At 45.8% G+C, this 24068-nt stretch carries 21 protein-coding genes; 13 read left to right on the forward strand and 8 right to left on the reverse strand.

Annotation, left to right across the window (positions count from 1 at the left end; translation table 11 throughout):
• Position 1: 1 nt before the first annotated feature.
• The 3 genes from C510_RS0105200 to kdsB form a co-directional block, all read right to left on the reverse strand.
• Positions 2 to 1105: an MORN repeat-containing protein gene (locus C510_RS0105200; RefSeq protein WP_018710276.1), complete on the reverse strand. Its 1104-nt coding sequence runs from the start codon at positions 1103 to 1105 to the stop codon at positions 2 to 4.
• A gap of 88 nt (positions 1106 to 1193) precedes the next feature.
• Entirely contained in the window at positions 1194 to 2486 is a 1293-nt protein-coding gene (locus tag C510_RS0105205; RefSeq protein ID WP_018710277.1) for a M16 family metallopeptidase, read from the reverse strand.
• Positions 2483 to 3244 (reverse strand): 3-deoxy-manno-octulosonate cytidylyltransferase, encoded by a 762-nt coding sequence (gene kdsB / locus C510_RS0105210; protein WP_018710278.1) that lies wholly within the window; start codon positions 3242 to 3244, stop codon positions 2483 to 2485. Before kdsB ends, C510_RS0105205 begins: the two co-directional genes overlap by 4 nt.
• A gap of 76 nt (positions 3245 to 3320) precedes the next feature.
• On the opposite strand from kdsB, the gene folK reads away from it, so the two are divergent.
• Entirely contained in the window at positions 3321 to 3698 is a 378-nt protein-coding gene (gene folK / locus C510_RS0105215; protein WP_018710279.1) for a 2-amino-4-hydroxy-6-hydroxymethyldihydropteridine diphosphokinase, read from the forward strand.
• A 12-nt stretch (positions 3699 to 3710) separates the two neighbouring features.
• On the opposite strand, the gene C510_RS0105220 is transcribed toward folK, so the two are convergent.
• Positions 3711 to 4535: an exodeoxyribonuclease X C-terminal domain-containing protein gene (locus tag C510_RS0105220; RefSeq protein ID WP_018710280.1), complete on the reverse strand. Its 825-nt coding sequence runs from the start codon at positions 4533 to 4535 to the stop codon at positions 3711 to 3713.
• A 250-nt stretch (positions 4536 to 4785) separates the two neighbouring features.
• Here C510_RS0105220 and C510_RS0105225 point away from each other — a divergent pair, with 250 nt between their 5' ends.
• Entirely contained in the window at positions 4786 to 6084 is a 1299-nt protein-coding gene (locus C510_RS0105225; protein ID WP_018710281.1) for a phenylacetate--CoA ligase family protein, read from the forward strand.
• Between the two features lie 7 nt (positions 6085 to 6091).
• Complete coding sequence (locus C510_RS0105230) at positions 6092 to 6520, forward strand: amino acid-binding protein (protein ID WP_025892268.1); 429 nt, start codon at positions 6092 to 6094, stop codon at positions 6518 to 6520.
• A 197-nt stretch (positions 6521 to 6717) separates the two neighbouring features.
• Here the strand turns inward: C510_RS0105230 and C510_RS0105235 are convergent, their stop codons facing one another.
• Complete coding sequence (locus tag C510_RS0105235; RefSeq protein ID WP_025892267.1) at positions 6718 to 9045, reverse strand: transglycosylase domain-containing protein; 2328 nt, start codon at positions 9043 to 9045, stop codon at positions 6718 to 6720.
• Between the two features lie 172 nt (positions 9046 to 9217).
• On the opposite strand from C510_RS0105235, the gene pyrB reads away from it, so the two are divergent.
• The 7 genes from pyrB (at position 9218) to mtgA (ending at position 15143) form a co-directional block, all read left to right on the forward strand.
• The gene (pyrB, locus tag C510_RS0105240) at positions 9218 to 10159 is read left to right on the forward strand and encodes an aspartate carbamoyltransferase (RefSeq protein ID WP_018710284.1); all 942 of its coding nucleotides are present in this window, start codon (positions 9218 to 9220) and stop codon (positions 10157 to 10159) included.
• 28 nt (positions 10160 to 10187) lie between these two features.
• Positions 10188 to 10646: an aspartate carbamoyltransferase regulatory subunit gene (pyrI, locus tag C510_RS0105245; protein ID WP_018710285.1), complete on the forward strand. Its 459-nt coding sequence runs from the start codon at positions 10188 to 10190 to the stop codon at positions 10644 to 10646.
• A 2-nt stretch (positions 10647 to 10648) separates the two neighbouring features.
• Positions 10649 to 11218, forward strand: coding sequence for a flavin reductase family protein (locus C510_RS0105250; RefSeq protein WP_018710286.1), 570 nt, complete (start codon positions 10649 to 10651; stop codon positions 11216 to 11218).
• Positions 11215 to 11958, forward strand: coding sequence for a porin family protein (locus C510_RS16125; protein WP_018710287.1), 744 nt, complete (start codon positions 11215 to 11217; stop codon positions 11956 to 11958). Before C510_RS0105250 ends, C510_RS16125 begins: the two co-directional genes overlap by 4 nt.
• A 34-nt stretch (positions 11959 to 11992) precedes the next feature.
• Positions 11993 to 13273: a serine hydroxymethyltransferase gene (glyA, locus tag C510_RS0105260; RefSeq protein WP_018710288.1), complete on the forward strand. Its 1281-nt coding sequence runs from the start codon at positions 11993 to 11995 to the stop codon at positions 13271 to 13273.
• 359 nt (positions 13274 to 13632) lie between these two features.
• Positions 13633 to 14349 carry a YiaD family glycine zipper/OmpA-like lipoprotein gene (locus C510_RS0105265; RefSeq protein ID WP_025892265.1) on the forward strand — a complete coding sequence of 239 codons (717 nt, stop codon included), beginning with the start codon at positions 13633 to 13635 and terminating at the stop codon, positions 14347 to 14349.
• Between the two features lie 107 nt (positions 14350 to 14456).
• Entirely contained in the window at positions 14457 to 15143 is a 687-nt protein-coding gene (gene mtgA / locus C510_RS0105270) for a monofunctional biosynthetic peptidoglycan transglycosylase (RefSeq protein WP_026320113.1), read from the forward strand.
• On the opposite strand, the gene C510_RS0105275 is transcribed toward mtgA, so the two are convergent.
• The 3 genes from C510_RS0105275 to C510_RS0105285 are packed head-to-tail and all read right to left on the reverse strand — an operon-like array spanning position 15133 to position 18072.
• Complete coding sequence (locus C510_RS0105275) at positions 15133 to 15966, reverse strand: N-acetylmuramoyl-L-alanine amidase-like domain-containing protein (RefSeq protein ID WP_026320114.1); 834 nt, start codon at positions 15964 to 15966, stop codon at positions 15133 to 15135. The genes mtgA and C510_RS0105275 overlap by 11 nt on opposite strands.
• Positions 15956 to 16597, reverse strand: coding sequence for a trimeric intracellular cation channel family protein (locus C510_RS0105280; protein ID WP_018710292.1), 642 nt, complete (start codon positions 16595 to 16597; stop codon positions 15956 to 15958). The genes C510_RS0105275 and C510_RS0105280 overlap by 11 nt, the downstream gene beginning before the upstream one ends.
• Positions 16598 to 16644: 47 nt before the next feature.
• Positions 16645 to 18072, reverse strand: coding sequence for a DUF3078 domain-containing protein (locus tag C510_RS0105285; RefSeq protein ID WP_025892263.1), 1428 nt, complete (start codon positions 18070 to 18072; stop codon positions 16645 to 16647).
• A gap of 194 nt (positions 18073 to 18266) precedes the next feature.
• Between C510_RS0105285 and C510_RS0105290 the strand changes: the two genes are divergently transcribed.
• The 3 genes from C510_RS0105290 (at position 18267) to C510_RS0105300 (ending at position 23892) form a co-directional block, all read left to right on the forward strand.
• Positions 18267 to 19865, forward strand: a complete 1599-nt coding sequence (locus C510_RS0105290) for a CTP synthase (RefSeq protein WP_018710294.1) — start codon at positions 18267 to 18269, stop codon at positions 19863 to 19865.
• 30 nt (positions 19866 to 19895) lie between these two features.
• Complete coding sequence (gene yidC, locus C510_RS0105295; RefSeq protein ID WP_018710295.1) at positions 19896 to 21749, forward strand: membrane protein insertase YidC; 1854 nt, start codon at positions 19896 to 19898, stop codon at positions 21747 to 21749.
• Positions 21750 to 21987: 238 nt separating this feature from the next.
• Positions 21988 to 23892, forward strand: a complete 1905-nt coding sequence (locus C510_RS0105300) for a family 20 glycosylhydrolase (RefSeq protein WP_051086622.1) — start codon at positions 21988 to 21990, stop codon at positions 23890 to 23892.
• Positions 23893 to 24068: the final 176 nt, after the last annotated feature.

The raw sequence follows: 24068 nt of genomic DNA on the forward strand, positions 1-24068 counted from the left end.
GTTATTTTTCTTCTAATAAACGTCCATAACGGTAAGTTCCCTTACGGATAACTTTTCCATTGGCGTCTGTTTCTACGAAAGGACCGTCTTTCTTGCCCTGTTTGAAGAAGCCTTCAAAGCGGACACCGTCCTTGTTGATAATGGTACCTTTCCCATCTTCTTTTCCGTTCAGGAAGTTTCCCGTATAGACAGAGCCGTCTACTGTACGTAGAACTCCCTCTCCTTCTGCAGTGTCATTTTTCCACTGGCCTTCGTATTCATCACCGTTGGCCCATTTATATTTTCCTCTTCCGGAACGCTGGTTTCTTACCCAACTTCCTTCGTAGACGGCACCGCTTGCCCACGTAAAGGTACCGGTACCATCCTGCCAACCTTTACTGAACTGGCCGACATATTTGTCGCCGTTCGGATAAAGGTAGACTCCCTGTCCGGTTCGTTCACCGTCTACATAATCTCCTTCATAGCGTTCACCGTTCTGGAAATAATAGACGCCTTTCCCTTGTTGGACATCATTGGCCCAATCGCCTACATATTTATCTCCGTTTGTATAATAGAAAGTACCTTTTCCTTGGCGGGCACCGTTTTTCCATTGGCCTTCATATTTCGAGCCGTCTTCCCAGGTCATGGTTCCTTCACCGTCTTTCAGGTCGTTCTTCCATTCTCCCTGATAGGTTGCTCCACCTTTCCAGGTATAGGTACCGTTTCCGTTACGCTTGTCCTGATGCCAGTCTCCTACGTAAAGGTCACCGTTATAATAATACATGGTTCCTTTTCCTTCCTGAAAATCCGTGTACCAGGTCCCCTCGTATCGGTTGTTGTTCATGAAGTAATACGTACCTTTACCGTGCTGCTGGTCCTCGAACCACTCACCCACGTAACGTTCTCCGTCACTGAAAGTATAGGTGCCCTCACCTTCACGTTTTCCTTTTACGTATTCGCCTTCGTAAACATCGCCGTTTCTGAATACCGTCCGGCCTTTGCCGTGAGGTTTTTTCCCTTTCAGTTCACCGGTATACTCAGACCCGTCCTTAAATTTGTAATAGCCTAAAGATAATTGGGCAGAAACAGAAGTACTCCCTAGTACCAGACATGCCACTGCCATCATATATGCACATTTATTCATCGTTTCCTAAACTATTTTGAACTTTGAGTGCCCAAAAATAAATCATTTCAAAGATTAATCATTCATCGGTTCATACTTTTTTACCTGCCACCACTTCTATTAAGTTTTCTTTGCAGAAATACTTTTGTGCCAGCTCCAGAAGCTCGTCGGGAGTGACCGCTTTGACTGCATCTACAGAGCGGGTATAGAAGTCATTGTCCAGCCCTTCGCTTTCGATATATATCCAGGCATCTGCCAATGAAAAAGCACTCTCGTAGGAGCGGCACATGTCGCCCAATATGTAGTTCTTCACCATCGTCAGTTCCTGCTGACTCACTTTTTCTTCACAAAGTCTGTCCATTTCATGGTATACTTCCGTAATGACCGGCTCAATGTATTCATTGCCGGCCTCCGTACTGATTATCAGAATGCCATTTCCCGGATAAGAAACGATTCCGGCACCAATACCGTAGGTGTATCCCTTTTCTTCGCGGATATTCGACATCAGACGGCTACCGAAATAGCCACCGAAAAGCGTCACCAGGACCTTGTATTTCAAGGCATCCGGATGTCTCTTCCCCAGGGTAAACCCTCCTATCTTGATGGAACTCTGCATGGCATTTCCTTTTTCGATAAACACCCGTTTCTGGGATTCCGGTTCAGGAGAGTAGCAAGGTGCCTGCGAAATGACAGTCCCTTTTCCCCAATGTCCGTTGCCGAAGTTTTCTTCGATGGCACGGATAATTTCGGGTGTAACATTTCCGGAGATGCATGCCGAACAGTTCCCGGAGTGGTAATGTGTCTCGTGGAATTGCCGGAGTACTTCGGAAGTAATTTTGTCATAATCCTCGAATACGGCATATCTTCCCAACGGATGTCCGGGACCGAACAGCGAACGGTTCAGCTGCTTGCGCGCCAAGACATCTACCCGTTCATTGTTTACCAAAAACTGATGCTTATTGGCTTCCAGAACGGTGTTGAGCTCTTTTTCCGGAAACACTGCTTCCTGAACCATCGAAGCCAGGATGCGGAGTGTCTGAGGAAAGTATTTGTTGAGTGAATACAGGCTGATATAACCGTGGCTTACGGAAGAAGACAAATCCAGCCATGCCCCGTAGTAATCCAAACGTTCAGCGATTTCGGTAGAAGTGAACGACCGTGTACCTTCTCGGAGCATGCGGTTGGTCAGGACTGCCTGTAAGGGTTGGGTCTGATGGAGTTGCCCGCCTTTTACCAGCAGGTCGAAGCGTACGACTTCTTCACTGCCTGCCCGAAGGATGTTCAGCGGCATGCCATTGGTCAGAATCAACCTTTCCGGTTGCATGATAGAGAAATGGCTGATCTGCTGGATTTCCGGAGCTATCGTTCTGTCCAACTCCATCATTTCATTTCTTTATGATTCTTCAAAAATGCTTCGGCACGTTCCAAATCTTCCCGTGTATCGATACCGATAGTTTCCACATCACACACCCCTACCTTGATGGTATAGCCGTTTTCCAGCCAGCGCAACTGCTCCAGTGATTCGGCCAGCTCCAGCGTAGACTGAGGCAAAGCTGTAATTTCCTGCAATACAGATGCTCGGTATGCATACAGGCCGATATGCTTGTAATAGGTATGATTTGCCAGCCAGTCCTTTTTCTCCTTGTTCCGTTGATAAGGAATGATGGAACGGCTGAAATACATGGCCTGCATTTGTTTGTTGACAACGACCTTCGGAGAATTGACATTTTCCAGGGCATCGAATCCATCTTCAACGGTAAACGGTTTGACCAGAGTGGCTATCTGAGTCGTTTCATCCTCGAAACAGGATTTGATGGCTTCCAGTTGGGAGCGCTGGATAAAAGGTTCATCCCCTTGGATATTTACGATCACATCATAGCCCTCCCCGACTTTCTGATAGGCTTCATAGCAACGGTCGGTTCCGCTTTTGTGGTGGACAGAGGTCATCACTACTTTTCCGCCGAAAGATTTGACTACTGATTCTATACGTTCGTCGTCGGTGGCCACATAGGCATCATCCAGTACACCGGCAACCTGTTCGTATACCCGCTGGATAACGGGTTTGCCTCCCAATATCGCTAACGGTTTAGCGGGAAAACGGGTTGAGGCATATCTTGCAGGAATAATTCCGATAAACTTCATGGTATTCATTAGTTGATTGATATATGGGGCAAATTTACAAAGAAATTTATAAATTTGCATCCAAAATGTAGTAATTATGAACGAACGTCATAAATGCCTCCTTTGTTTGGGCTCAAATGTAGACGGAATCCATCACCTGAAAAATGCGGAACAGACCCTAAACCAGCTGTTCGGCCCGATACGGTGGGGAACCATCATCGAGACTGAGCCTTGGGGAACAAATTTGTCGGGGTCCTTTTTCAACCGTGCTGCATCCTTGTATACTTCGTTAAGCTCCGAGGAGCTGGTCAGACGTTTCAAGCAGATAGAATGCCGAAACGGACGGACATCGGACTCGAAAGCACGTGGAGTTGTCCCGTTGGATATCGACTTGTTGGCTTATGACGATCGTATTCTGAAGCCGGATGATTTGGAAAAGGAATATGTGAAGCAGGCATTGTCTACCCTCAGATAGGCCAATGCCTGCTTATTTGGCCAGCTTGACGTATCCCAGACGGGTATAACGCACACCGTGTATTTCATATTGAGACATGACCTTGGCCGAAAGGAGATGCAGCGTTTCATGTTGGGAGATTTTCCGGCTCCGGCAACTCAATGCTTTAGGGGTGAGACTTTGGGCCGCTGCCTTGACCAGGAAGGTGAAACGGTTCCCGTCCCTGTCGGCTGCCAGGATATTCTGGTCGACATAAAAATCTGGTTTATAACTGTCTACCTGTAACCGGACATTCAATACGGTAACGAAAAGTTCCTTCAATTTATCGCCGGGCTTCCCTACGTACTGGCTTACAGAAGCTATCTTCCGCTTCTGTACGGTCAACTCGAAATGGACAACCGAAAACAGTTTGGCCAACTCCACCAACCGGTCATAACGATGGTCCGACGGTTGGAACTTGTTGGCTATCCAAAGAATGTAAGAAGGCTCAATGTAATAGATTTCCGCCATTCGTTTCCCGCGGTACTTCCCGAACGGAATAATGTCATCACTCTGACCGTAATACGGTTCAAAAAAACTGTTGTCCCTATATTCCAGGATAACATTGCAATTCTGTAGCAGCACAATGGCCCGTTCTACCGCAGCATCGAAGGTTACAGCCAGCGTCCGGATGAACAGCGGAGCCTGTCGGTCATGGAAAATCCGCCACAAGGAGTAATACGGCCGGAAGGAAGTGGCCAGACTTATAACGTAGGTACCGTGCGCATCTGTCCGTCCGGCATTGAAAGAACGAATCCGGTCCAAGGTCTGTTCCACCATTTCGGGTGACAGGTGTTCCAGTGTAACGGGGGTATCCATAAATGCGGTCTTTTTGTTTATTCCTCTAATATAAGAAATCTGATACAATTATACAAGCTTATCCCTCAAATATTGATTCCACGGATAAACAAAGAATGGGTATTCCGACAGCCGTTTATCAGAATTCAGACAAGAACAAATGAAAAATGTAAGAAAAACTATCGAATTCTCGATATATTGTTTATATTTGCAGCCATTCACTTGAGAAGTTAACACAAATAAATCATACATGAGCATGAAAAACAATTCAATGTATCTGCATCCGGAACTGGAAACCATGACCCGTCCGGAAATCGAGAAACTACAGATGGAGCGCTTGAAAACCACCCTGCAACGGTGTATGAACGCCCCTTTCTATAAAAAGAGATTCGAAGAACACGGCTTGAAGCCTGAAGATATCCGTTCCTTGGAAGACCTCCGGAAAATTCCGTTTACCACCAAGCAAGACCTCCGCGACAATTATCCGTTCGGTATGTCTGTCGTACCCTTGGAACAGGTGGTACGCCTGCATTCCTCCAGTGGAACGACAGGAACTCCTACCGTTATCCTGCATACCCAAAAGGATTTGGATGAATGGGCCAATGCGGTAGCACGCTGCCTGTATATGGTAGGGCTCCGACCGGGTGATATTTTCCAGAACTCTTCCGGTTACGGCATGTTTACCGGTGGACTGGGCTTCCAATACGGTGCCGAACGGCTGGGTATGCTGACCGTACCGGCTGCTGCCGGCAACACCAAGCGCCAGATTAAGTTCATCACCGACTTCGGTACTACTGCTCTGCATGCTATTCCAAGTTATGCGGGACGCCTGTACGAAGTGATGGAAGAAATGGGTATTGACCCACGCCGTGATACCAAACTGCGGACCCTCATTATCGGCGCAGAGCCTCATTCGGACCAGCAGCGTCGCCGTATCGAGGATATGTTGGGCGTGAAGGCTTATAATTCTTTCGGTATGTCAGAGATGTGTGGACCGGGCGTTGCCTTTGAATGTCCGGAACAGAACGGCATGCACATCTGGGAAGATTATTACATCGTAGAGATTGTAGACCCGGAAACTCTGGAGCCGGTACCTGAAGGAGAAGTCGGCGAATTGATTCTGACTACCATCAACCGCGAAGCCATGCCGTTATTGCGTTACCGTACCCGTGACCTGACCCGTATCCTACCCGGCGAATGTCCGTGTGGACGTCACCACAAACGTCTGGACCGCATGAAAGGACGCAGTGACGATATGATGATTCTGAAGGGAGTGAATATCTTCCCGATTCAGATTGAGAATATCCTGATGCAGTTTAAAGAGTTGGGAAGCGATTACCTGATTACGCTGACTAATCTGGAGGCCAACGATGAAATGACTGTCGAAGTGGAATTGAACGAATTCATAGATGACTACGGCTTCATGCAGCGTCTTACCAAGGAGATAACCCGACAGTTGAAAGATGAAATTCTCATCACCCCGACCGTGAAGCTGGTACCTAAGGGAAGTCTGCCTAAACAGGAAGGAAAGGCCGTACGTGTAAAAGACTTACGTAAAACATTAATTTAAGAATGATATGACAATCCATCAATTATCTGTTTTTGTAGAAAATAAATCAGGGACATTACTTCAAGTATTGAACCTGCTGAAAGAGGCAAACATTCAGTTGATAGCTTCAACCATCTCTGATACGGTAGAATATGGCATTTACCGCATCATCTGCTCCGAACCGCAACGGGCATTGGATACGTTGAAAGAGGCTGGCATTTCCGCCAGTGTGTCTGACGTATTCGCCATTACCCTGGACAACACACCGGGACGTGCTGCCGATGCAATCCAGCAGTTCAGTGCCGCTGGAATCGGTATTTCTTACCTGTATTCATTCCTGTTGGGAGGAAAAGGAATCCTGGTATTCCGGACAGACAACGCCGATAAAACCCGCGAGGTGATTCTGGAAAAACGACTCAGCTACATCGAAGAAAAAGATTTGAGCCAACTGCAGTAGCCTTCTCTATGACAAGCTGTTAAGGCATATTGGGAACCAGTGCAAAAACGGGCGTTCGTTTTACTTGATACGAACGCCCGTTTTCATGTAAACATCCAGACATTTTGTATCAAACGAACGTTCGTTTTCTAAAAAGCAGTGGGCGCTGCCTCCGGTATGGAAGCAGCGCCCACTGAATTGATTATCCAGGCATCTCTTTATTGGAAGAAATCGTCGTCCAGACGACCGGTATTCTGTTCTTCTATTTCAGTCAGTTTATCCTTGCACGGATCGAAGTCATCGGGTATGTCGAATCTTTCGTCCTGAGAGTAGCCCAATGTCTTGTCGGCATATACCTTCTGCATGTAAAGTCCCCAGACCGGAAGTGCCATGGAAGCACCTTGTCCGTCGCGCATGGTATCGAAGTGGATGTCACGCTCCTCACCTCCTACCCAGCAGCCGGATACCAGCGACGGGGTGAATCCCATGAACCAACCGTCAGAGTTACGGTTGGTAGTACCTGTCTTACCGCCCATATCGGCAGTGATGCCATACAAACGGCGGACACGGTTACCGGTTCCTTCATTGATGACGGCACGGAGCATAACCACCATCTTATAGGCACTTGACTCGCTGATGACCTCATCCATTTTCGGGGTGAAGGTAGCTACGACGTTCCCCTCATTATCCTCGATGCGTGTCACGAATAACGGAGCGGTACGGATTCCCCGGTTGGCAAAGGCCGTATAGGCGCTGACCATTTCTCCGACAGAAATTTCACAAGGACCCAGACACAAGGAAACAGTCGGTTGGATATCTTTATTCAGCACACCAAAGGAATGAATCAACCGTTTCAGTTCGTAAGGACTCAACTTGCTCATCAGGTAAGCGGAAATCCAGTTGTTCGAATTGGCCAATCCCCATTTCAGGGTTACCATCTCTCCGTAATGTGACCGTGATGAATTTCGGGGCGACCAGGCCTTACCGTTTTCATCATACAGTGTCTGCTCAACGTTTCTTGTCATATCGCATGGAGAAAAACCATTCTCCATCGCCAATGTATACAAGTATGGTTTGATGGTAGAACCTACCTGACGCCGACCCACCATCGCCATGTCATACTGGAAATAATTGTAGTTAGGCCCCCCTACATAAGCCTTGACATATCCGGTTATCGGGTCCATCGACATAAATCCGGCACGTAAGAAGTGCTTGTAATACTTGATGGAATCCAGCGGAGTCATGATGGTATCTTTTTCTCCTTCATACGAGAAGACCTGCATCTCATGCTTGGTATTGAAAGCCTGCATGATTTCGCTTTCCGAATATCCGGCTTCCTTCATGGTGCGGTAACGGTCGCTCTGATGGATGGAACGGTCCAGAATTTTCTGTACCTCTTCTTCAGACAGCTGATTGGTATAAGGAGCAGTCTTACGCCCTTTCTTCTCTTTGAAGAAACGTGGCTGCAGGTATTGGGCGACGTGTTCGTATACGGCTTCTTCGGCATAACGCTGCATACGCGAATTGATGGTCGTATAGATTTTCAGTCCGTCAGTATATACATTGTAGTGTGAGCCGTCCTTTTTCGTATTCTTGTTGCACCAGCCGTACAGAGGATTTGTTTCCCAGGCAATGGAATCTTCGTAATATTGCTGAGCCTGCCATCCCCGGTAGTTGCTCTTGTTCGGCTTCTTGGCTGTCATGATGCCACGCAGGTATTCCCGGAAGTAAGTGGCCAGACCGTCTTTGTGGTCTACCGGCTGGAACTTCAGGGTCAACGGCAATGCTTTCAGCGAATCACATTCGGCCTCTGTCAGATAATCGGCTTTCCGCATCTGGTCGAGCACGACGTTTCTTCTTCCACGGCAGCGTTCATTGAAACGGCGCGGGTTATAGAGCGAAGGATTCTTACACATACCTATCAAGGTAGCGGCTTCCTCCACCGAGAGGTCTTTCGGGTCTTTGCCGAAATAAGTCTTGGCAGCCGTCTTGATACCAACCGCATTGTTCAGGAAATCAAATTTATTGAGGTACATGGTCAGAATCTCTTCCTTTGTATAGTACCGTTCCAGTTTGACTGCGATGACCCATTCGATCGGTTTCTGCAGCAGACGCTCCATGACGTTGTCGGCTGTGGGAGAATAGAACTGCTTGGCCAGCTGCTGGGTGATGGTACTACCTCCTCCCGCGTGCTTCTGCATCAGGATTCCGCGTTTGACGACTGCCCGCGAGAAGGCCCGTATGTCAATACCGGAATGGTCCTTGAACCGGACATCCTCTGTGGCTATCAGTGCCTTTACCAGATTCGGCGATAAATCCTCATAGCCGACATATACTCGATTCTCTTTACTCAATGACCATGTTCCCAGCAATTGTCCGTCGTCAGAGATGATTTGCGTTGCAAATTTCAGATTCGGATTCTCCAACTCTTCCACCGGAGGAACATAACCTATTTTACCATTTGCAATGGCTGAAAATATGATTGCAATGGCTGCTACAGTGAGGATTAGCAATCCCCATAATACATAGATGAATTTTTTTCTCATGATGAAAAAAGAAATAATACCAATTTCGGTACAAAAGTATAGAAAAACTTTGTATTATCAGCCTATTTCAAGAAAGTTCATTTTAAATATTCGGAAAAGGATTGAACTTTTATTTTTTTTATCTACCTTTGAACTCCGGTATAAAAAAACTAATTCAAAAAGACCGTTTGATATGGAAAATAGAAGTTTAGTTACAATTGCCGAGCATTCCAAAGAAAAGATTCTCTATTTGTTGGAAATGGCAAGGGAGTTTGAGAAGAAACCTAACCGCCGTCTCTTGGCTGAAAAGGTAGTAGCCACCTTGTTTTTTGAGCCGTCTACACGCACTAGGCTGAGTTTTGAAACAGCAGCAAACCGTTTAGGTGCCAGAGTAATCGGTTTTACCGATCCGAAGGTAACCAGTTCCTCAAAGGGAGAAACACTGAAAGATACCATTATGATGGTAAGTAACTATGCGGACATCATCGTCATGAGACATTATCTGGAAGGTGCCGCACGATATGCCAGTGAAATAGCCCCTGTTCCTATTGTTAATGCCGGAGACGGTGCCAACCAGCATCCGTCGCAGACTATGCTGGACCTCTATTCCATTTACAAGACACAAGGTACGCTGGAAAACTTGAATATCTACCTGGTGGGCGATTTGAAATATGGCCGTACCGTACATTCGCTGCTGATGGCCATGCGTCACTTCAATCCAACCTTCCATTTTATCGCTCCTGATGAACTGAAGATGCCGGAAGAATACAAGCTCTACTGCAAAGAGCATCACATCCGGTATGAAGAACATACGGACTTCAACGAGAACACGATTGCCGACGCTGATATTCTCTATATGACACGTGTACAACGGGAACGTTTCACGGATCTGATGGAGTATGAACGGGTAAAAGATGTATACATACTTCATAATAAGATGCTGGCGAAGACCCGTCCGAACCTGCGCATCCTGCACCCGCTGCCCCGCGTAAACGAGATTGCTTATGATGTAGACGATAATCCGAAAGCTTATTATTTCCAGCAGGCCCAGAATGGTCTCTATGCCCGTCAGGCCATCCTGTGCGATGTGCTGGGAATTACACTGGACGAAGTGAAGGCTGACACAGCCCGATAATCAAAGCTTAACTGAATATATAGATATTATGAGTGATAAAAAAGAATTACAGGTGGCCGCTCTAGAGAACGGCACTGTCATCGACCATATACCTTCAGAGAAACTATTTACTGTCGTATCATTGCTGGATTTGCAGCACGAAACGAACAACATTACCATCGGTAACAATTTCGAGAGCAAGAAGCTCGGTAAAAAAGGTATCGTAAAGATTGCCGACCGCTTCTTCTCGGAAGAGGAGATCAGCCGGCTGGCTGTCGTTGCCCCGAACATCCGGTTGAATATCATCCGCAACTACGAGGTTGTCGAAAAGAAACAGGTCGTATTGCCGGACGAACTGAAAGGAATCGTCAAATGCAACAATCCGAAATGCATTACAAACAACGAACCGATGCTGACCTGGTTTCATGTAATAGATAAGGAGAAGGGATTGCTGAAATGCCATTATTGCGAAAAAGAGCAGCAGATTGATAACATCAAACTTCTGTAAGCATGAAGCAGGACTGGAAACCTGGAACCATGATTTATCCACTCCCGGCTGCATTGGTCAGTTGTGGCAGTTGCGAAGAAGAATATAACATCATTACCGTAGCGTGGGTAGGTACCTTGTGTACCAACCCGCCTATGTGTTATATTTCAGTACGTCCGGAACGCCACTCCTATCCTATCCTGAAGAAAAACATGGAGTTTGTCATTAATCTGACCACAAAGGATATGGCTTTTGCTACCGATTGGTGCGGTGTCCGTTCCGGAAAAGACTTCAACAAGTTTCAGGAAATGGGACTTACACCGGGTAAAGCCGCCATGGTCAAGGCTCCCATCATCGAAGAATCTCCGCTTTGCATCGAATGTCGGGTGAAAGAAATCGTTTCGTTGGGTTCGCATGACATGTTTATTGCCGATGTAGTCAATGTAAAGGCAGATACCAGATACCTGGACGACGCTACCGGAAAATTCGATTTGGGCCAATCCAACCTGTTGGTGTATGCTCATGGAGGATATTATGAATTGGGCGAGAAAATCGGCAAATTCGGCTGGTCTGTAGAAAAGAAAAAGAAATGACAATGAATCGAAGAATCTCCTTATTCCTGATAAGTTGCCTGTTCCCTGTTCCTTTTCTGGCACAGAAGGCAACGGCTCCCATGCTGACCTTGTCGAAATCACAAAGCAAGATCAATCTGGGGGTCAAAGGAGGCTTCAATTCTTCCATGTTCTTCACTGATGAGTTCAGAATCGGTTCCGAAACGGTCAGAGGCTTACAGAACAACTATAAGGTCGGTTATTTCGGTGCCTTTTTCTTACGTTTCAATTTGAAACAGCATCACTTCATCCAACCGGAATTTTCCTACAATGTTTCGAAAGGAAGTGTTTCGGTGCAGAATAATATTGAAAATTCCAGTATCCTTCCAGGAGAAGCCTTGATAAAAAACACCATCACTTCAGTCAACATTCCTCTGCTGTATGGGTATAAATTCGTTGATGCCGCACCCTACGGGATGTCTTTTTTTATCGGTCCTCAGGTGGCCTGGACCTGGAAGGAGCAGACATCACATGAATTTACCGGTTTCTACCAACAGGATATTCTGGAGCAGATTCATCCGTTCAATTATAGTGCTGTAATAGGATTGGCCGTCAATGTCTCCAACATATTCTTTGACTTCCGGTACGAAATAGGGTTGCATAATCTGACGAAATCGGTCATATACAATCAAGCCCAGACGGAGTCTCCGTACAATGAGATGGACATCTCATTAAAATACCGGAGGAATGTCATGAGTTTCTCAGTGGGAGTCATGTTCTAATATAGATTGCGTAACTTTAAAAAGATAATATTCCATGAAAAGAGATGAATTAATTTTTAGTATCATTGAAAAAGAACATCAGCGTCAGTTGAAAGGTATTGAGCTGATTGCTTCAGAAAATTTTGTCAGCGACCAGGTGATGGAAGCTATGGGCTCTTGCCTGACCAACAAATATGCAGAAGGGTATCCAGGTAAACGTTACTATGGAGGTTGCGAAGTAGTAGACCAGAGCGAACAGATTGCCATCGACCGTCTGAAACAGATATTCGGAGCAGAATGGGCAAATGTTCAGCCGCACTCAGGTGCACAGGCTAATGCCGCAGTTTTCCTGGCTGTACTGAACCCGGGTGATAAGTTCATGGGGCTGAACCTGGCTCATGGAGGTCATCTCTCTCACGGCTCTGCAGTCAATACTTCCGGCATCCTGTACACTCCGTGTGAATACAACCTGAACAAGGAAACCGGTCGTGTGGATTATGACCAGATGGAAGAAATTGCTTTGCGTGAACGTCCGAAATTGATTGTAGGTGGAGGTTCTGCCTATTCTCGTGAATGGGATTATAAACGTATGCGCGAGATTGCTGATAAGGTCGGCGCTTTGTTGATGATTGACATGGCTCATCCAGCCGGTTTGATTGCAGCCGGACTGTTGGACAATCCTGTGAAATATGCGCACATCGTGACTTCTACCACACACAAGACCCTGCGTGGTCCGCGTGGAGGTGTCATCATGATGGGAAAAGACTTCCCTAACCCATGGGGAAAGAAGACTCCGAAGGGCGAAATCAAGATGATGTCTCAATTGTTGGATTCTGCAGTCTTCCCAGGTATCCAGGGTGGTCCGTTGGAACATGTCATTGCAGCCAAAGCCGTTGCTTTCGGCGAATGTCTGCAGCCTGAATACAAAGAGTATCAGAAGCAGGTAAAGAAGAATGCTGCAGTCTTGGCACAGGCGTTGATGGATAGAGGATTCACCATCGTATCAGGTGGTACAGACAACCATTCCATGTTGGTTGACCTCCGTTCCAAATATCCGGATTTGACTGGTAAGGTTGCCGAAAAGGCATTGGTATCTGCCGACATCACAGTCAACAAGAACATGGTACCGTTTGACACTCGTTCTGCTTTCCAGACTTCGGGTATCCGCTTAGGAACACCGGCTATCACTACCCGTGGAGCTAAAGAAGACCTGATGATTGAAATTGCAGAAATGATTGAGACTGTGTTGTCGAATGTAGACAACGAAGAAGTCATTGCTTCTGTACGTGCCCGTGTCAATGAGACGATGAAGAAATATCCGCTTTTCGCCTATTGATACGACCGTTAGGATGAAATAGGAAAGGCAGGGCGTCCGCAAAACAGACGCCCTGTTTTTGCTTTCAGGAATGCCCCGTCTTGTATCATGAAGAGACAACAGCCGTAAGCGATATTGGTCTAAAGTCCTTTTTTTCTGGTCATTTGCTGACAATTTTATTCTATCACGGCTGTATTTCCTTTTTGTAGTATTTAGAATGAAAAAAATGTGTATATTTGTCCCTGAATATCTGTAACATTCTAGTATATCAATTTGTTATAAAATAAGAAGTACAGATTTCAATAGGCTTTCTTCTGCTGAAACAAGCATAGGAAACACAATAACTATTTAAATAACTAAACAATTAAAATTTTAAGAAAATGAAGAAAACGAATTCAATGGCTTTCTTGTTGAGCGCATGTCTGGTAATGAGCAGTTGTGGCATGTCAAACACTGCTAAGGGCGGCTTGATAGGTGCCGGTAGTGGTGGTGCGTTAGGTGCCATCATCGGTGGTGTCGTAGGACAAGGTAAAGGTGCGGCCATCGGCGCAGCTGTTGGTACAGCTGTAGGCGCAGGCGCAGGTGTATTAATCGGCAAGAAGATGGACAAGGCTGCAGAGCAGGCTAAAGAAATCGAAGGCGCACAGGTAGAACAGGTAACAGACAACAATGGTCTTCAGGCTGTAAAAGTTACCTTTGACTCCGGTATCCTGTTCAATACCAGTAGTGCAGTGTTGAGCTCCAATGCAAAAGCTGCCTTGAGCAAATTTGCCAATAACGTATTGAAGCAGAATCCGGATATGGATGTCAATGTATACGGATATACCGACAACCAGGGCTGGAAGAACTCTACAGCTGAACAGAGCGTTCAGAAAAACCTGAACCTGTCACAGGAACGTGCACAGAGTGTTGCCAGCTATCTGTTGAGTTGCGGTGCCAGCAGCAGCCAGATTAAGACTGTAGAAGGCTTGGGCGAATCTAATCCGGTTGCCGACAACAGTACAGCTGCCGGACGTCAGGAGAACCGTCGTGTAGAAGTTTATATGTATGCAAGCCAGAAGATGATTCAACAGGCAGAAAACGGAACATTGAACTAATTCTGAGAGTCAAATCAGTAAAACGTTTTAATACAAGTGTGTCAAAGATATTCCAATGTCTTTGACACTTTTTATTTATCGGTATGTACATCCATTCATTTCTAATCATGCGGAAGAAGTTTTTCAGATTGCTCCGGAATCTGGTCATTTTCTTTTTCGCCTCGTCCATTCTGGCTGTCGTCGCTTATCGGTTTATACCTGTATACCTGACTCCTTTGATGATAATCCGTACCATCGGACAAGTGGTAGACGGTGAATCGGTCAAACTGGAACATCATTGGGTCCCCAAAGAAAAGATTTCCCGTCATTTACCCATGGCAGTCATCGCTTCTGAGGACAACCGGTTCGCCTCGCATCACGGATTCGATTTTGTGGAAATCAATAAGGCAATCAAGGAAAACAAGACCCGGAAGAAAGCCAGAGGTGCCAGTACCATCAGCCAGCAGACCGCCAAGAATGTATTTCTGTGGCCTTCTTCGTCCTGGATTCGCAAAGGGTTTGAAGTCTATTTTACAGTATTGATAGAACTGGTATGGGACAAGGAACGGATTATGGAAGTCTACTTGAATTCCATTGAAATGGGAGACGGCATCTATGGAGCAGAAGCAGTGGCACGGGAACATTTCCAGACAACCGCTTCCAAATTGACTAAAGGCCAGTGCGCCTTGATTGCTGCCAGTCTGCCCAACCCTCACAAGTTCAATTCCGGGAAGCCGAGCAGCTATATGTTCAAGCGTCAGAAGAAAATCATGTATCTGATGCGTTGCGTACCCGTTTTTCCTCCTAAAGAATAGCGATGACCCGTACTCCGGTATGGGTCTTTTTATTTTTCTGATACTCATACAGCGTCAGTGGGTCAAGGATGACCTTCCCTTTCTGCGAAGAAGCATGCAGCAGATGAAGCTCTCCTCCTATCCAGCAAGCGAAACCAACGTGTGTGACGTCCAATCCGTCAATGGTTGTTGTCAAGGCCAGAATACTCCCGTTCACTATAGGTAATTCTTCAGGCTGCCTGTTCAACCAGCCTTTAGGGATGTAAGGCATCGTGTAAGAATGCCATGGTGCTTCCATCTGCTTCAGCTGCTCTACCAGTTCCGGGGCATTTTTCAATGCCGGATAGGAATCCGGATGCCGGCTCATGAAATTCAGTGTTACAGGCCAGGTATATCCGCTGATTGTACGTGTATATTCCCTTACGATTCCTTTTCGTTCGTTGTCTGCTATCCAGTCACTGAAATAGTGCAGACGGGACAGATACCCGTTACGTTCACCGTTTCGGTATCGTACAGTTGTCAGGTTCTTCTTGAAGGATGCATAGCTGGTGGAATGCTGTTTGTCACACAAGACCAAAGCTGCAACCGTTTCAACAAAAGTAGTACAATCCAGTCTGTCCAGACAGACAACCAGATTCTCATCCGGGTTCCGGTTATCCAATGTCCCGGCAACATAAGACGTCCCGATAAACCGTTCCGCAAAAAACAGCGCACGGCTGCTATCGGCCGGTAAGGTTTTTGCGGCCTCTAACAGTCGTGCGACTTTTATGCTGTCTGTCGGCTGTGCCATCGCTACATTTGCAAAAAGCAACCCGCCGATTAATCCCCAACATCTAACTGCCATGTTCTTCTGTATCTCCTTTCAAGATAGGTAAGGTAATCCGGTACTTGACAGCCAGGATACGTGTTATAAGTACTACACTGCCTCCGATAATCTGAGAGACACTGGTCTCCAGATTCATTCTCAGACAAAGCCAATAAGCGATACCTCCGATGACACATGCCATGGCATATATTTCCTTACGGAATATCAAAGGTATTTCGTTGATGAATACGTCGCGGATAACACCTCCCGCCGCACCGGTAATACTACCCATGATGATAGCGACCCAGAAAGGATATCCTAAAGCCAGGCTCTTTTCGGTACCTACAATCGTAAACAAGGCCAGGCCGACGCTGTCAAAGATAAAGAATGTATTGTTTAACCGTATGACGTATTTCCCGAACGCAATGACAAAGAACATGGCAATGGCCGTACAGATTAAATAGACAGGCGTAGTCATCCACGCAGGAGTGACGTCCAACAGGACATCACGGATGGTACCCCCTCCGATGGCAGTTGCCAAACCGACTACGTATGCCCCGAACCAGTCGAACCGCTTGGCTGAAGCCAGGCGGATACCACTGATAGCGAAAGCAAAGGTTCCGATAAAATCCAGAATGTTTACAAACGATGGAACTTGGAATGGAATCATTGTCTTTTGTTTTAGGATAAATAAAATGGTGTAAACTATTACCCGTATTACCAGGTATAGTTCAGACCGAAACTCAGTAATTCTTGAAGCTGTAAGTAGCTGTCATCGGGTTCCCTCGTTACCCCATCATCAAATCTTCCGTGAAAGAAGAGTTTGGTGGAAAGATACTTGTTGAAAGTAAATGTAAATGTATTTTCCCATTCGGCCAATACCTTTTCATAGTTGGTTGTATAAGAGAATCGGGACTCCCACATCAACGTTTCCATGAGTTTCCACTTCCAGGTAGCTTCCACCTTCGAACCCCAGACGCTCTCCCGTTTGTGCCCTTCCTTGATGTTGAATTTCGTTGGGTCCAACCGGTCATCGGCAATGCTATACAACGTATAGTTGATAGGGTTTATCAGTACGGAAAGGTTACAGATGCCATCTTTGATGTACTTGTAGTCCATACCGAGACCCAGGTTCAGCTCAGCCGGTGAAAGGAAACTGGAAACCAGATTATTCGTATTCGTTTCATAATTTGAGAAGAACTGGGTCTTGAATTCTCCTGAGAGGGTGTAGTACCAGTTGCTTATGGCCTTATAACCAATCTTGGAGCTGATACGGAGCAAGTCATTGTTGGCTTTATAACTGTGCAATGTATCTGATGGAGCTGTAATGAAACCAAGCTTCCATTCTATCTTGTTCTCAATCTGCGTACGCTGCTTGTCGTCGTAATTGGCCTGCCAGACAAATCCGGACAGAAGTGAGACTGTACTTTCACCACCTTTATACCAGTTGTCGGATATATAGTTTTGAGAGAATTGCAGGTAACTGTTTCCTCCTTTCGTCCAGAAATTAGGCTTGAAAACCAACAAATCCTTATCTACGACCTGCCCTGAAGGAATATTCGGCTGAATGAATTTCTTTACTTCCTCCTTCGCGGATTTCTGTTCCACAACCGTAACTTGTGGTACATCCAATGTTTTCAGTTGTTCTTCATTCAATTTTACAAGCTGTGGATAATGCGTATAGAAATAGAGCAACTGGCGGTTGACTCCTTCATCTATCCGTTTGGATTTTTCCAAATCAGGAACCTTTTCGAGTTCTTTCTCGAACAATGTCTGTTTGACAAAAGGAATCTTCGGCTTCCAGGCATCAATACTCATCGATTCGGCAATCGGATCGGAAAAGTAAGTGGCAGGTATTACCAGTTTATAATAATCCGGATCGGTACGAAGTCCGGTAATGATCAGATAAATATCATCCCAACGCTCCATGGCATCCTCGTACTGTTTACGGAAGCCGTTTATCAACTTATAGAACTTAACTTTTTCCTGTCCCGGCTGGATAAACATACCCGGTAGAAAGCTCGATTCCACCAAAGAATCATTGACTACCGCCGTTTGCGACATAGCGGGAACGGCAGCCATACCGCTTGTATACCCACCTCCAATCGACAAGACTGACAGTAAAACACCTATTGATTTTTTCATTTCTTCAGTTCGTAATTTTACGCAAATGTACAATTTATTTTTTCTACTCGGCGTAAACTTCAACAAATATTGTTAGGAGAACGATATGAATCTAAATTAGTGGAAATGTTTTGGCCGTTTATTTCATTGTTTTCGGCTTTTTTTGTATTTTTGCAACTTCGAAAAAGTAGTTGATAATTTTAAACATTCATATTGTGGCAGAAACAAAGTACATTTTCGTGACAGGTGGTGTTGCTTCTTCATTAGGAAAAGGCATCATTTCATCATCTATCGGTAAATTGCTGCAGGCCAGAGGCTACAGCGTAACAATCCAGAAGTTTGACCCCTACATCAACATTGACCCAGGTACATTGAATCCTTACGAACATGGCGAATGCTATGTGACCGTCGACGGACACGAAGCCGACTTGGACTTAGGTCATTACGAACGTTTCTTAGGTATCCAGACTACCAAGGCCAACAACATTACCACAGGCCGTATCTACAAGAGTGTAATTGACAAAGAACGTCATGGAGACTATTTGGGTAAGACCATTCAGATTATCCCTCACATTACTGATGAAATCAAGCGTAACGTCAAATTGCTTGGAAACAAGTATAAATTTGACTTTGTCATCACTGAAATCGGTGGTACCGTAGGTGATATCGAATCTTTGCCTTACCTGGAAAGTATCCGTCAGTTGAAGTGGGAACTCGGCAGAAATGCCTTGTGTGTTCATCTGACTTACGTACCTTATCTGGCAGCAGCCGGTGAATTGAAGACCAAACCGACCCAACATTCCGTCAAGGAACTGCAGTCTGTGGGTATCCAGCCGGATATTCTGGTATTGCGTACCGAACATGAACTGAGCACTAATCTGAAGAAGAAAGTCGCCTTGTTCTGCAACGTGGACGAAAGCGCTGTTATCCAGTCGAAGGATATGCCGACCATCTACGAAGTACCTCTGCGCATGCAGGAACAGGGACTGGATGTGACTATCCTGCGTAAGATGGGACTGCCGGTAGGCGAAACTCCTACCCTCGGCCCTTGGAGAGACTTCCTGGACCGCCGTTACAAAGCGACAGAAAAGGTCAAAATCGGTCTGGTAGGAAAATACGATCTGCAGGATGCCTACAAGTCTATCCTGGAGGCTCTGTCTCAGGCTGCTACTTACAACGACCGTAAAGCAGACATTCATTTCATCAACAGTGAAAAACTGACTGACGAAAACGTGGAAGAAAGTCTGAAGGACATGGACGGAATCATTATCTGTCCGGGATTCGGTCAGCGCGGTATCGAAGGTAAATTCGTTGCCATCAAATATTGCCGTACCCACAATGTTCCGACCTTCGGTATCTGTCTGGGTATGCAGTGTATGGCCATTGAGTTTGCCCGCAACGTATTGGGATATACCGATGCCAACAGCCGTGAAATGGATGAAAAAACTCCGCACAATGTCATTGACATCATGGAAGAACAGAAATCTGTTACCAACATGGGTGGTACCATGCGTCTGGGTGCATACGAATGTGTACTCGATCCGGAGTCACGGGCTTATCAGGCATATCAGAACACACACATTCAGGAACGTCACCGTCACCGCTATGAATTCAACAACAACTTCAAGGCTGAATTTGAAAATGCCGGTATGAAGTGTGTAGGTATCAATCCGGATTCTGATCTGGTAGAAATTATCGAAATTCCTACCTTGAAATGGTTCATCGGTACTCAGTTCCATCCGGAATACAGCAGTACAGTACTGAAACCACATCCTCTGTTCTTGTCATTTATCAAAGCTGCAATTGATAAATAACTAAGGGTATTAATCTGAAAACAAAATAAAATGGATAAAAACACGTTAGTGGGATTTGCTCTGATTGGTGCGGTCATCGTAGGCTTTGGTATCTATAACCGCCCCAGTCCGGAGGAAATGGCACGCGAACAACATTATCGAGATTCAATTCAAGCCGTTGCTCAGAAACAGCAGCAACTGCAGGAAGCCCAGGAAGCGGCCGCCGAGAAGACAATCCAGCTGGATTCTACATCGGCGTTCTTTCAGGCAACTACCGGAACCGAACAGTTCACCACCTTACAGAATGAGCTGATACAGCTGACCTTTACGAACAAGGGCGGACGTGTCAGCAAGGCGATGCTGAAAGAGTATACCGACCAGCAGAAACAGCCTCTGGTGTTATTCGATGGTGAGGATGCTACGATGAACTTCGGCTTCGATGGAAAGAACGAGAATATTCTGACGGAAAACATGTACTTCCAGCCGATGAATGTGACCGACAGTACTGTAACGATGCGTTTGAACGCAGGTAACGGAGGCTATCTGGACTTCAATTACAAGCTGTTGCCGCATTCTTATATGGTAGATTTCTCCGTACAGGCTGTAGGCATGAAGAATTTCTTCTCTTCGTCTACCAAAACCATGAACATCGATTGGAGCCAGCGCGCCCGTCAGATGGAAAAGGGTTATACCTTCGAGCAACGTTACACCTCGCTTACTTATAAGCCGGTAGATGACAGCTCGGATTACCTGAGCGAGACGAAGGATGATAAGGAAACCATTCCGGAAGCATTGGATTGGATTGCTTTCAAGAACCAGTATTTCTCTTGTGTATTCATCGCTGAAAAGACTTTTGAAGACGCCACATTGGAATCTACCATGGAAACTCAGGGAAGCGGATACATGAAGGCCTACGATGCTGAAATGAAGACCGCTTTCGACCCGACAGGTGAGAAACCAAGTAATTTCCAATTCTATTTCGGACCGAACCACTTCAAGACCTTGCTGGCCAGCAATGACCTGATCTTCAAGGACAAGGATCCGGAACTGGAAGACTTGGTTTACTTGGGATGGCCGATTATCCGATGGATTAACCGCTGGTTCACCATCAACCTGTTCGACTGGTTGTCCGGCTGGGGATTGAGCATGGGGATCGTTATCCTGCTGATGACCATCATAGTAAAGATTCTGGTACTTCCTACTACCTGGAAATCTTTCATTTCATCGGCCAAGATGCGTGCCTTGAAACCGTATGTCGACAAGATTGCCGAGAAATATCCGAATCAGGAAGATGCGCTGAAGAAACAGCAGGAGACTATGGCCCTGTACAGCCAGTATGGAGTCAGCCCGATGGGTGGCTGTCTGCCGATGCTCTTGCAGACTCCGGTTTTCATGGCGTTGTTCTTCTTCGTACCGAATGCAATCGAACTCCGCCAGCAAGGTTTCCTGTGGGCGGATGACTTGTCTTCTTACGATGACCTGATCAGTTGGAGTACACACATTCCTTTGTTGGGTAACCACTTGAGTCTGTTCTGTCTCTTGTTCAGTGCAGCGACTGTCATCCAACAGATCATCATGATGAAGCAGCAGGATACAGGTGCCAACCCTCAGATGGCGGCTATGAAGTGGATGATGTATATCATGCCTATCATGTTCTTCTTCATCTTCAATGAATATGCATCTGGTTTGAGTTACTATTACTTCATTTCCAGTTTGATTGGTATCCTGACCATGTGGGTAATGCGTAAGATGACTGACGAGAAGAAGTTGCTGGCCCAGTTGGAAGCCAACAAGAAAGAACCTTCCAAGCAGAAGCAAAGCGGTCTGATGGCTAAGCTGGAAGCTTTGCAGAAAGAACAGGAACGTTTACAGAAAGAACGTCAGGAACGGATGAAAAAGAAATAATTCGTTTCGAACCATAAATCAGAAAGGCGAAGAAAGCGAGGTGAACAAGCCTCGGTTCTTCGCTTTTTTTATGGTTGTCCATCAGCTCCAGGACGACACTTTTATAGAGATTATTTTTCTTATACGGAAAAAATAATGTATGTTTGCATGCATATCTATTTTAAACTTTGTTATCATGATCCGATTGAATCTTTTGAAAAACGTATTTGTAGGAACATTTCTGCTATGTACAGCCTGGATGGAGCTTCCGGCACAGAACCCCAAGCCGTTCGTAATTCCGGAATTGAAGGAATGGCAAGGCAAAGAAGGATGTTTCATCCCTACAGACAAATCCCGCATCGTATATGGTGATGCATCCTTGAAGCATGTAGCGGAAGCTTTTGCTTCAGACTGGAAGACACAGTTCGGCTTCGCCATGCAGGTAGTGGAAGGAAAACCGGAGGAAGGAGACTTCTACCTGACTTTAAAGAACGACAAGAAATTGGGGAAAGAAGGATATACGCTTTCTGTGACTAAATCTGTAACAGTTACTGCTCCTGAAACGACTGGCGTATATTGGGCGACACGTACGCTACTCCAGATTTGTGAACAGACTGAAGACCATCAGTTACCGGTAGGAGAAATACGTGACTGGCCAGACTATGCCATACGTGGATTCATGATGGATTGCGGCCGTAAGTTCATCCCGATGACTTACCTGCGAGACCTTGTTAAAATAATGTCTTATTACAAGATGAATGTACTTCAGGTACATCTGAACGATAACGGCTTCAAACAGTTCTTCGGTCACGACTGGGATAAGACATACGCAGCTTTCCGTCTGGAATGCGAAACCTTCCCCGGACTGACGGCCCGCGACGGATATTATACCAAACAGGAATTTGTAGATTTTCAGTTGGATGCAGCCGCACAGTTCGTTGAAATCATACCGGAGATAGATGCTCCGGCACATACGTTGGCTTTCAGTCATTACAAGCCGGAATTGGGTAGTAAAGAATATGGCATGGATCATCTGGATTTGTTCAATCCCGAAACTTATACTTTCATGGATGCTCTGTTCAAGGAATACCTGGAAGGCGATGAGCCGGTTTTCCGTGGTCCGCGTGTACACATTGGTACCGATGAATATTCCAATAAAAAGAAAGATGTCGTAGAAAAGTTCCGGGCCTTTACAGACCGGTATATCCGTTATGTAGAAAGTTTCGGTAAGCAAGCATGTGTATGGGGAGCCTTGACTCATGCGCAAGGTGATACACCTGTGAAATCAGAAAATGTCATCATGAGCGCCTGGTACAACGGCTATGCCGAGCCAAAGGATATGGTCAAACAAGGATACAAGTTAATCAGTATTCCTGACGGACTGATCTACATTGTGCCGGCAGCCGGTTATTATTACGATTATCTGAACACTCAATATCTGTACGAAAACTGGACGCCTGCGCATGTAGGGCAAGTTGTATTCGAAGAAAAAGATCCGGCTATCCTGGGAGGAATGTTTGCTGTATGGAATGATCACGTAGGTAATGGTATTTCAGTGAAAGATATCCATCACCGTCTGTTCCCGGCATTACAGACATTGGCCACGAAGACCTGGGATGCCCAAACAAGTGTACCTTATGAAGAATTTGATTCGAAACGCCAATTGCTGAGTGAGGCTCCTGGAGTCAACCAGTTGGGAAGAGTAGGAAAACACCCCGGACTGGTATATGAAGACGCAGAATTACTTCCAGGAGAATCCTTGCCTATCTGCGAGATCGGTTATGGATACACTGTCACTTTCGACCTTGAGGCAGTTTCTGAGTCTTATGGTACAGAACTTTTCCGTTCGCCCGATGCTGTTTTCTATCTGGCAGACCCCGTGAGCGGACTGTTCGGATTTGCCCGTGACGGTTATCTGAATACATTCAATTTCCGTCCGTATCCGGGTGAAAAGCTCACTGTAAAGATACAGGGAGACAACGCTTCTACTTCTTTATCTATCAATGGGAAATTGATGGAAAAGATGGATATCCAGAAGCGTTATTTCAATGCAGGAAAAGACTCCATGAATTATGTGCGTACGTTGGTATTCCCGCTCGAAAAGGCAGGAGCCTTCAAGAGTCGCATCACAAACCTGAAAGTGTACAACGAAATCACGAAATAGGTAAACAAACTATAACGGTGGTTCAATAAAATATGTTTACACAAAATGTCCGTTTGTTTTCCCTGAGGCAAACGGACATTTCATGTAAAAGAGGATGTCATTTGATGGTAAGCATGAGCAACGTTTCATGGAATTTTAGTCAAAAGATTATATCATGGAAAGTAAAATCGTTTTTT

The sequence above is a fragment of the Phocaeicola barnesiae DSM 18169 = JCM 13652 genome (genome assembly GCF_000374585.1).
GTDB classification, from domain to species: Bacteria; Bacteroidota; Bacteroidia; order Bacteroidales; family Bacteroidaceae; genus Phocaeicola; species Phocaeicola barnesiae.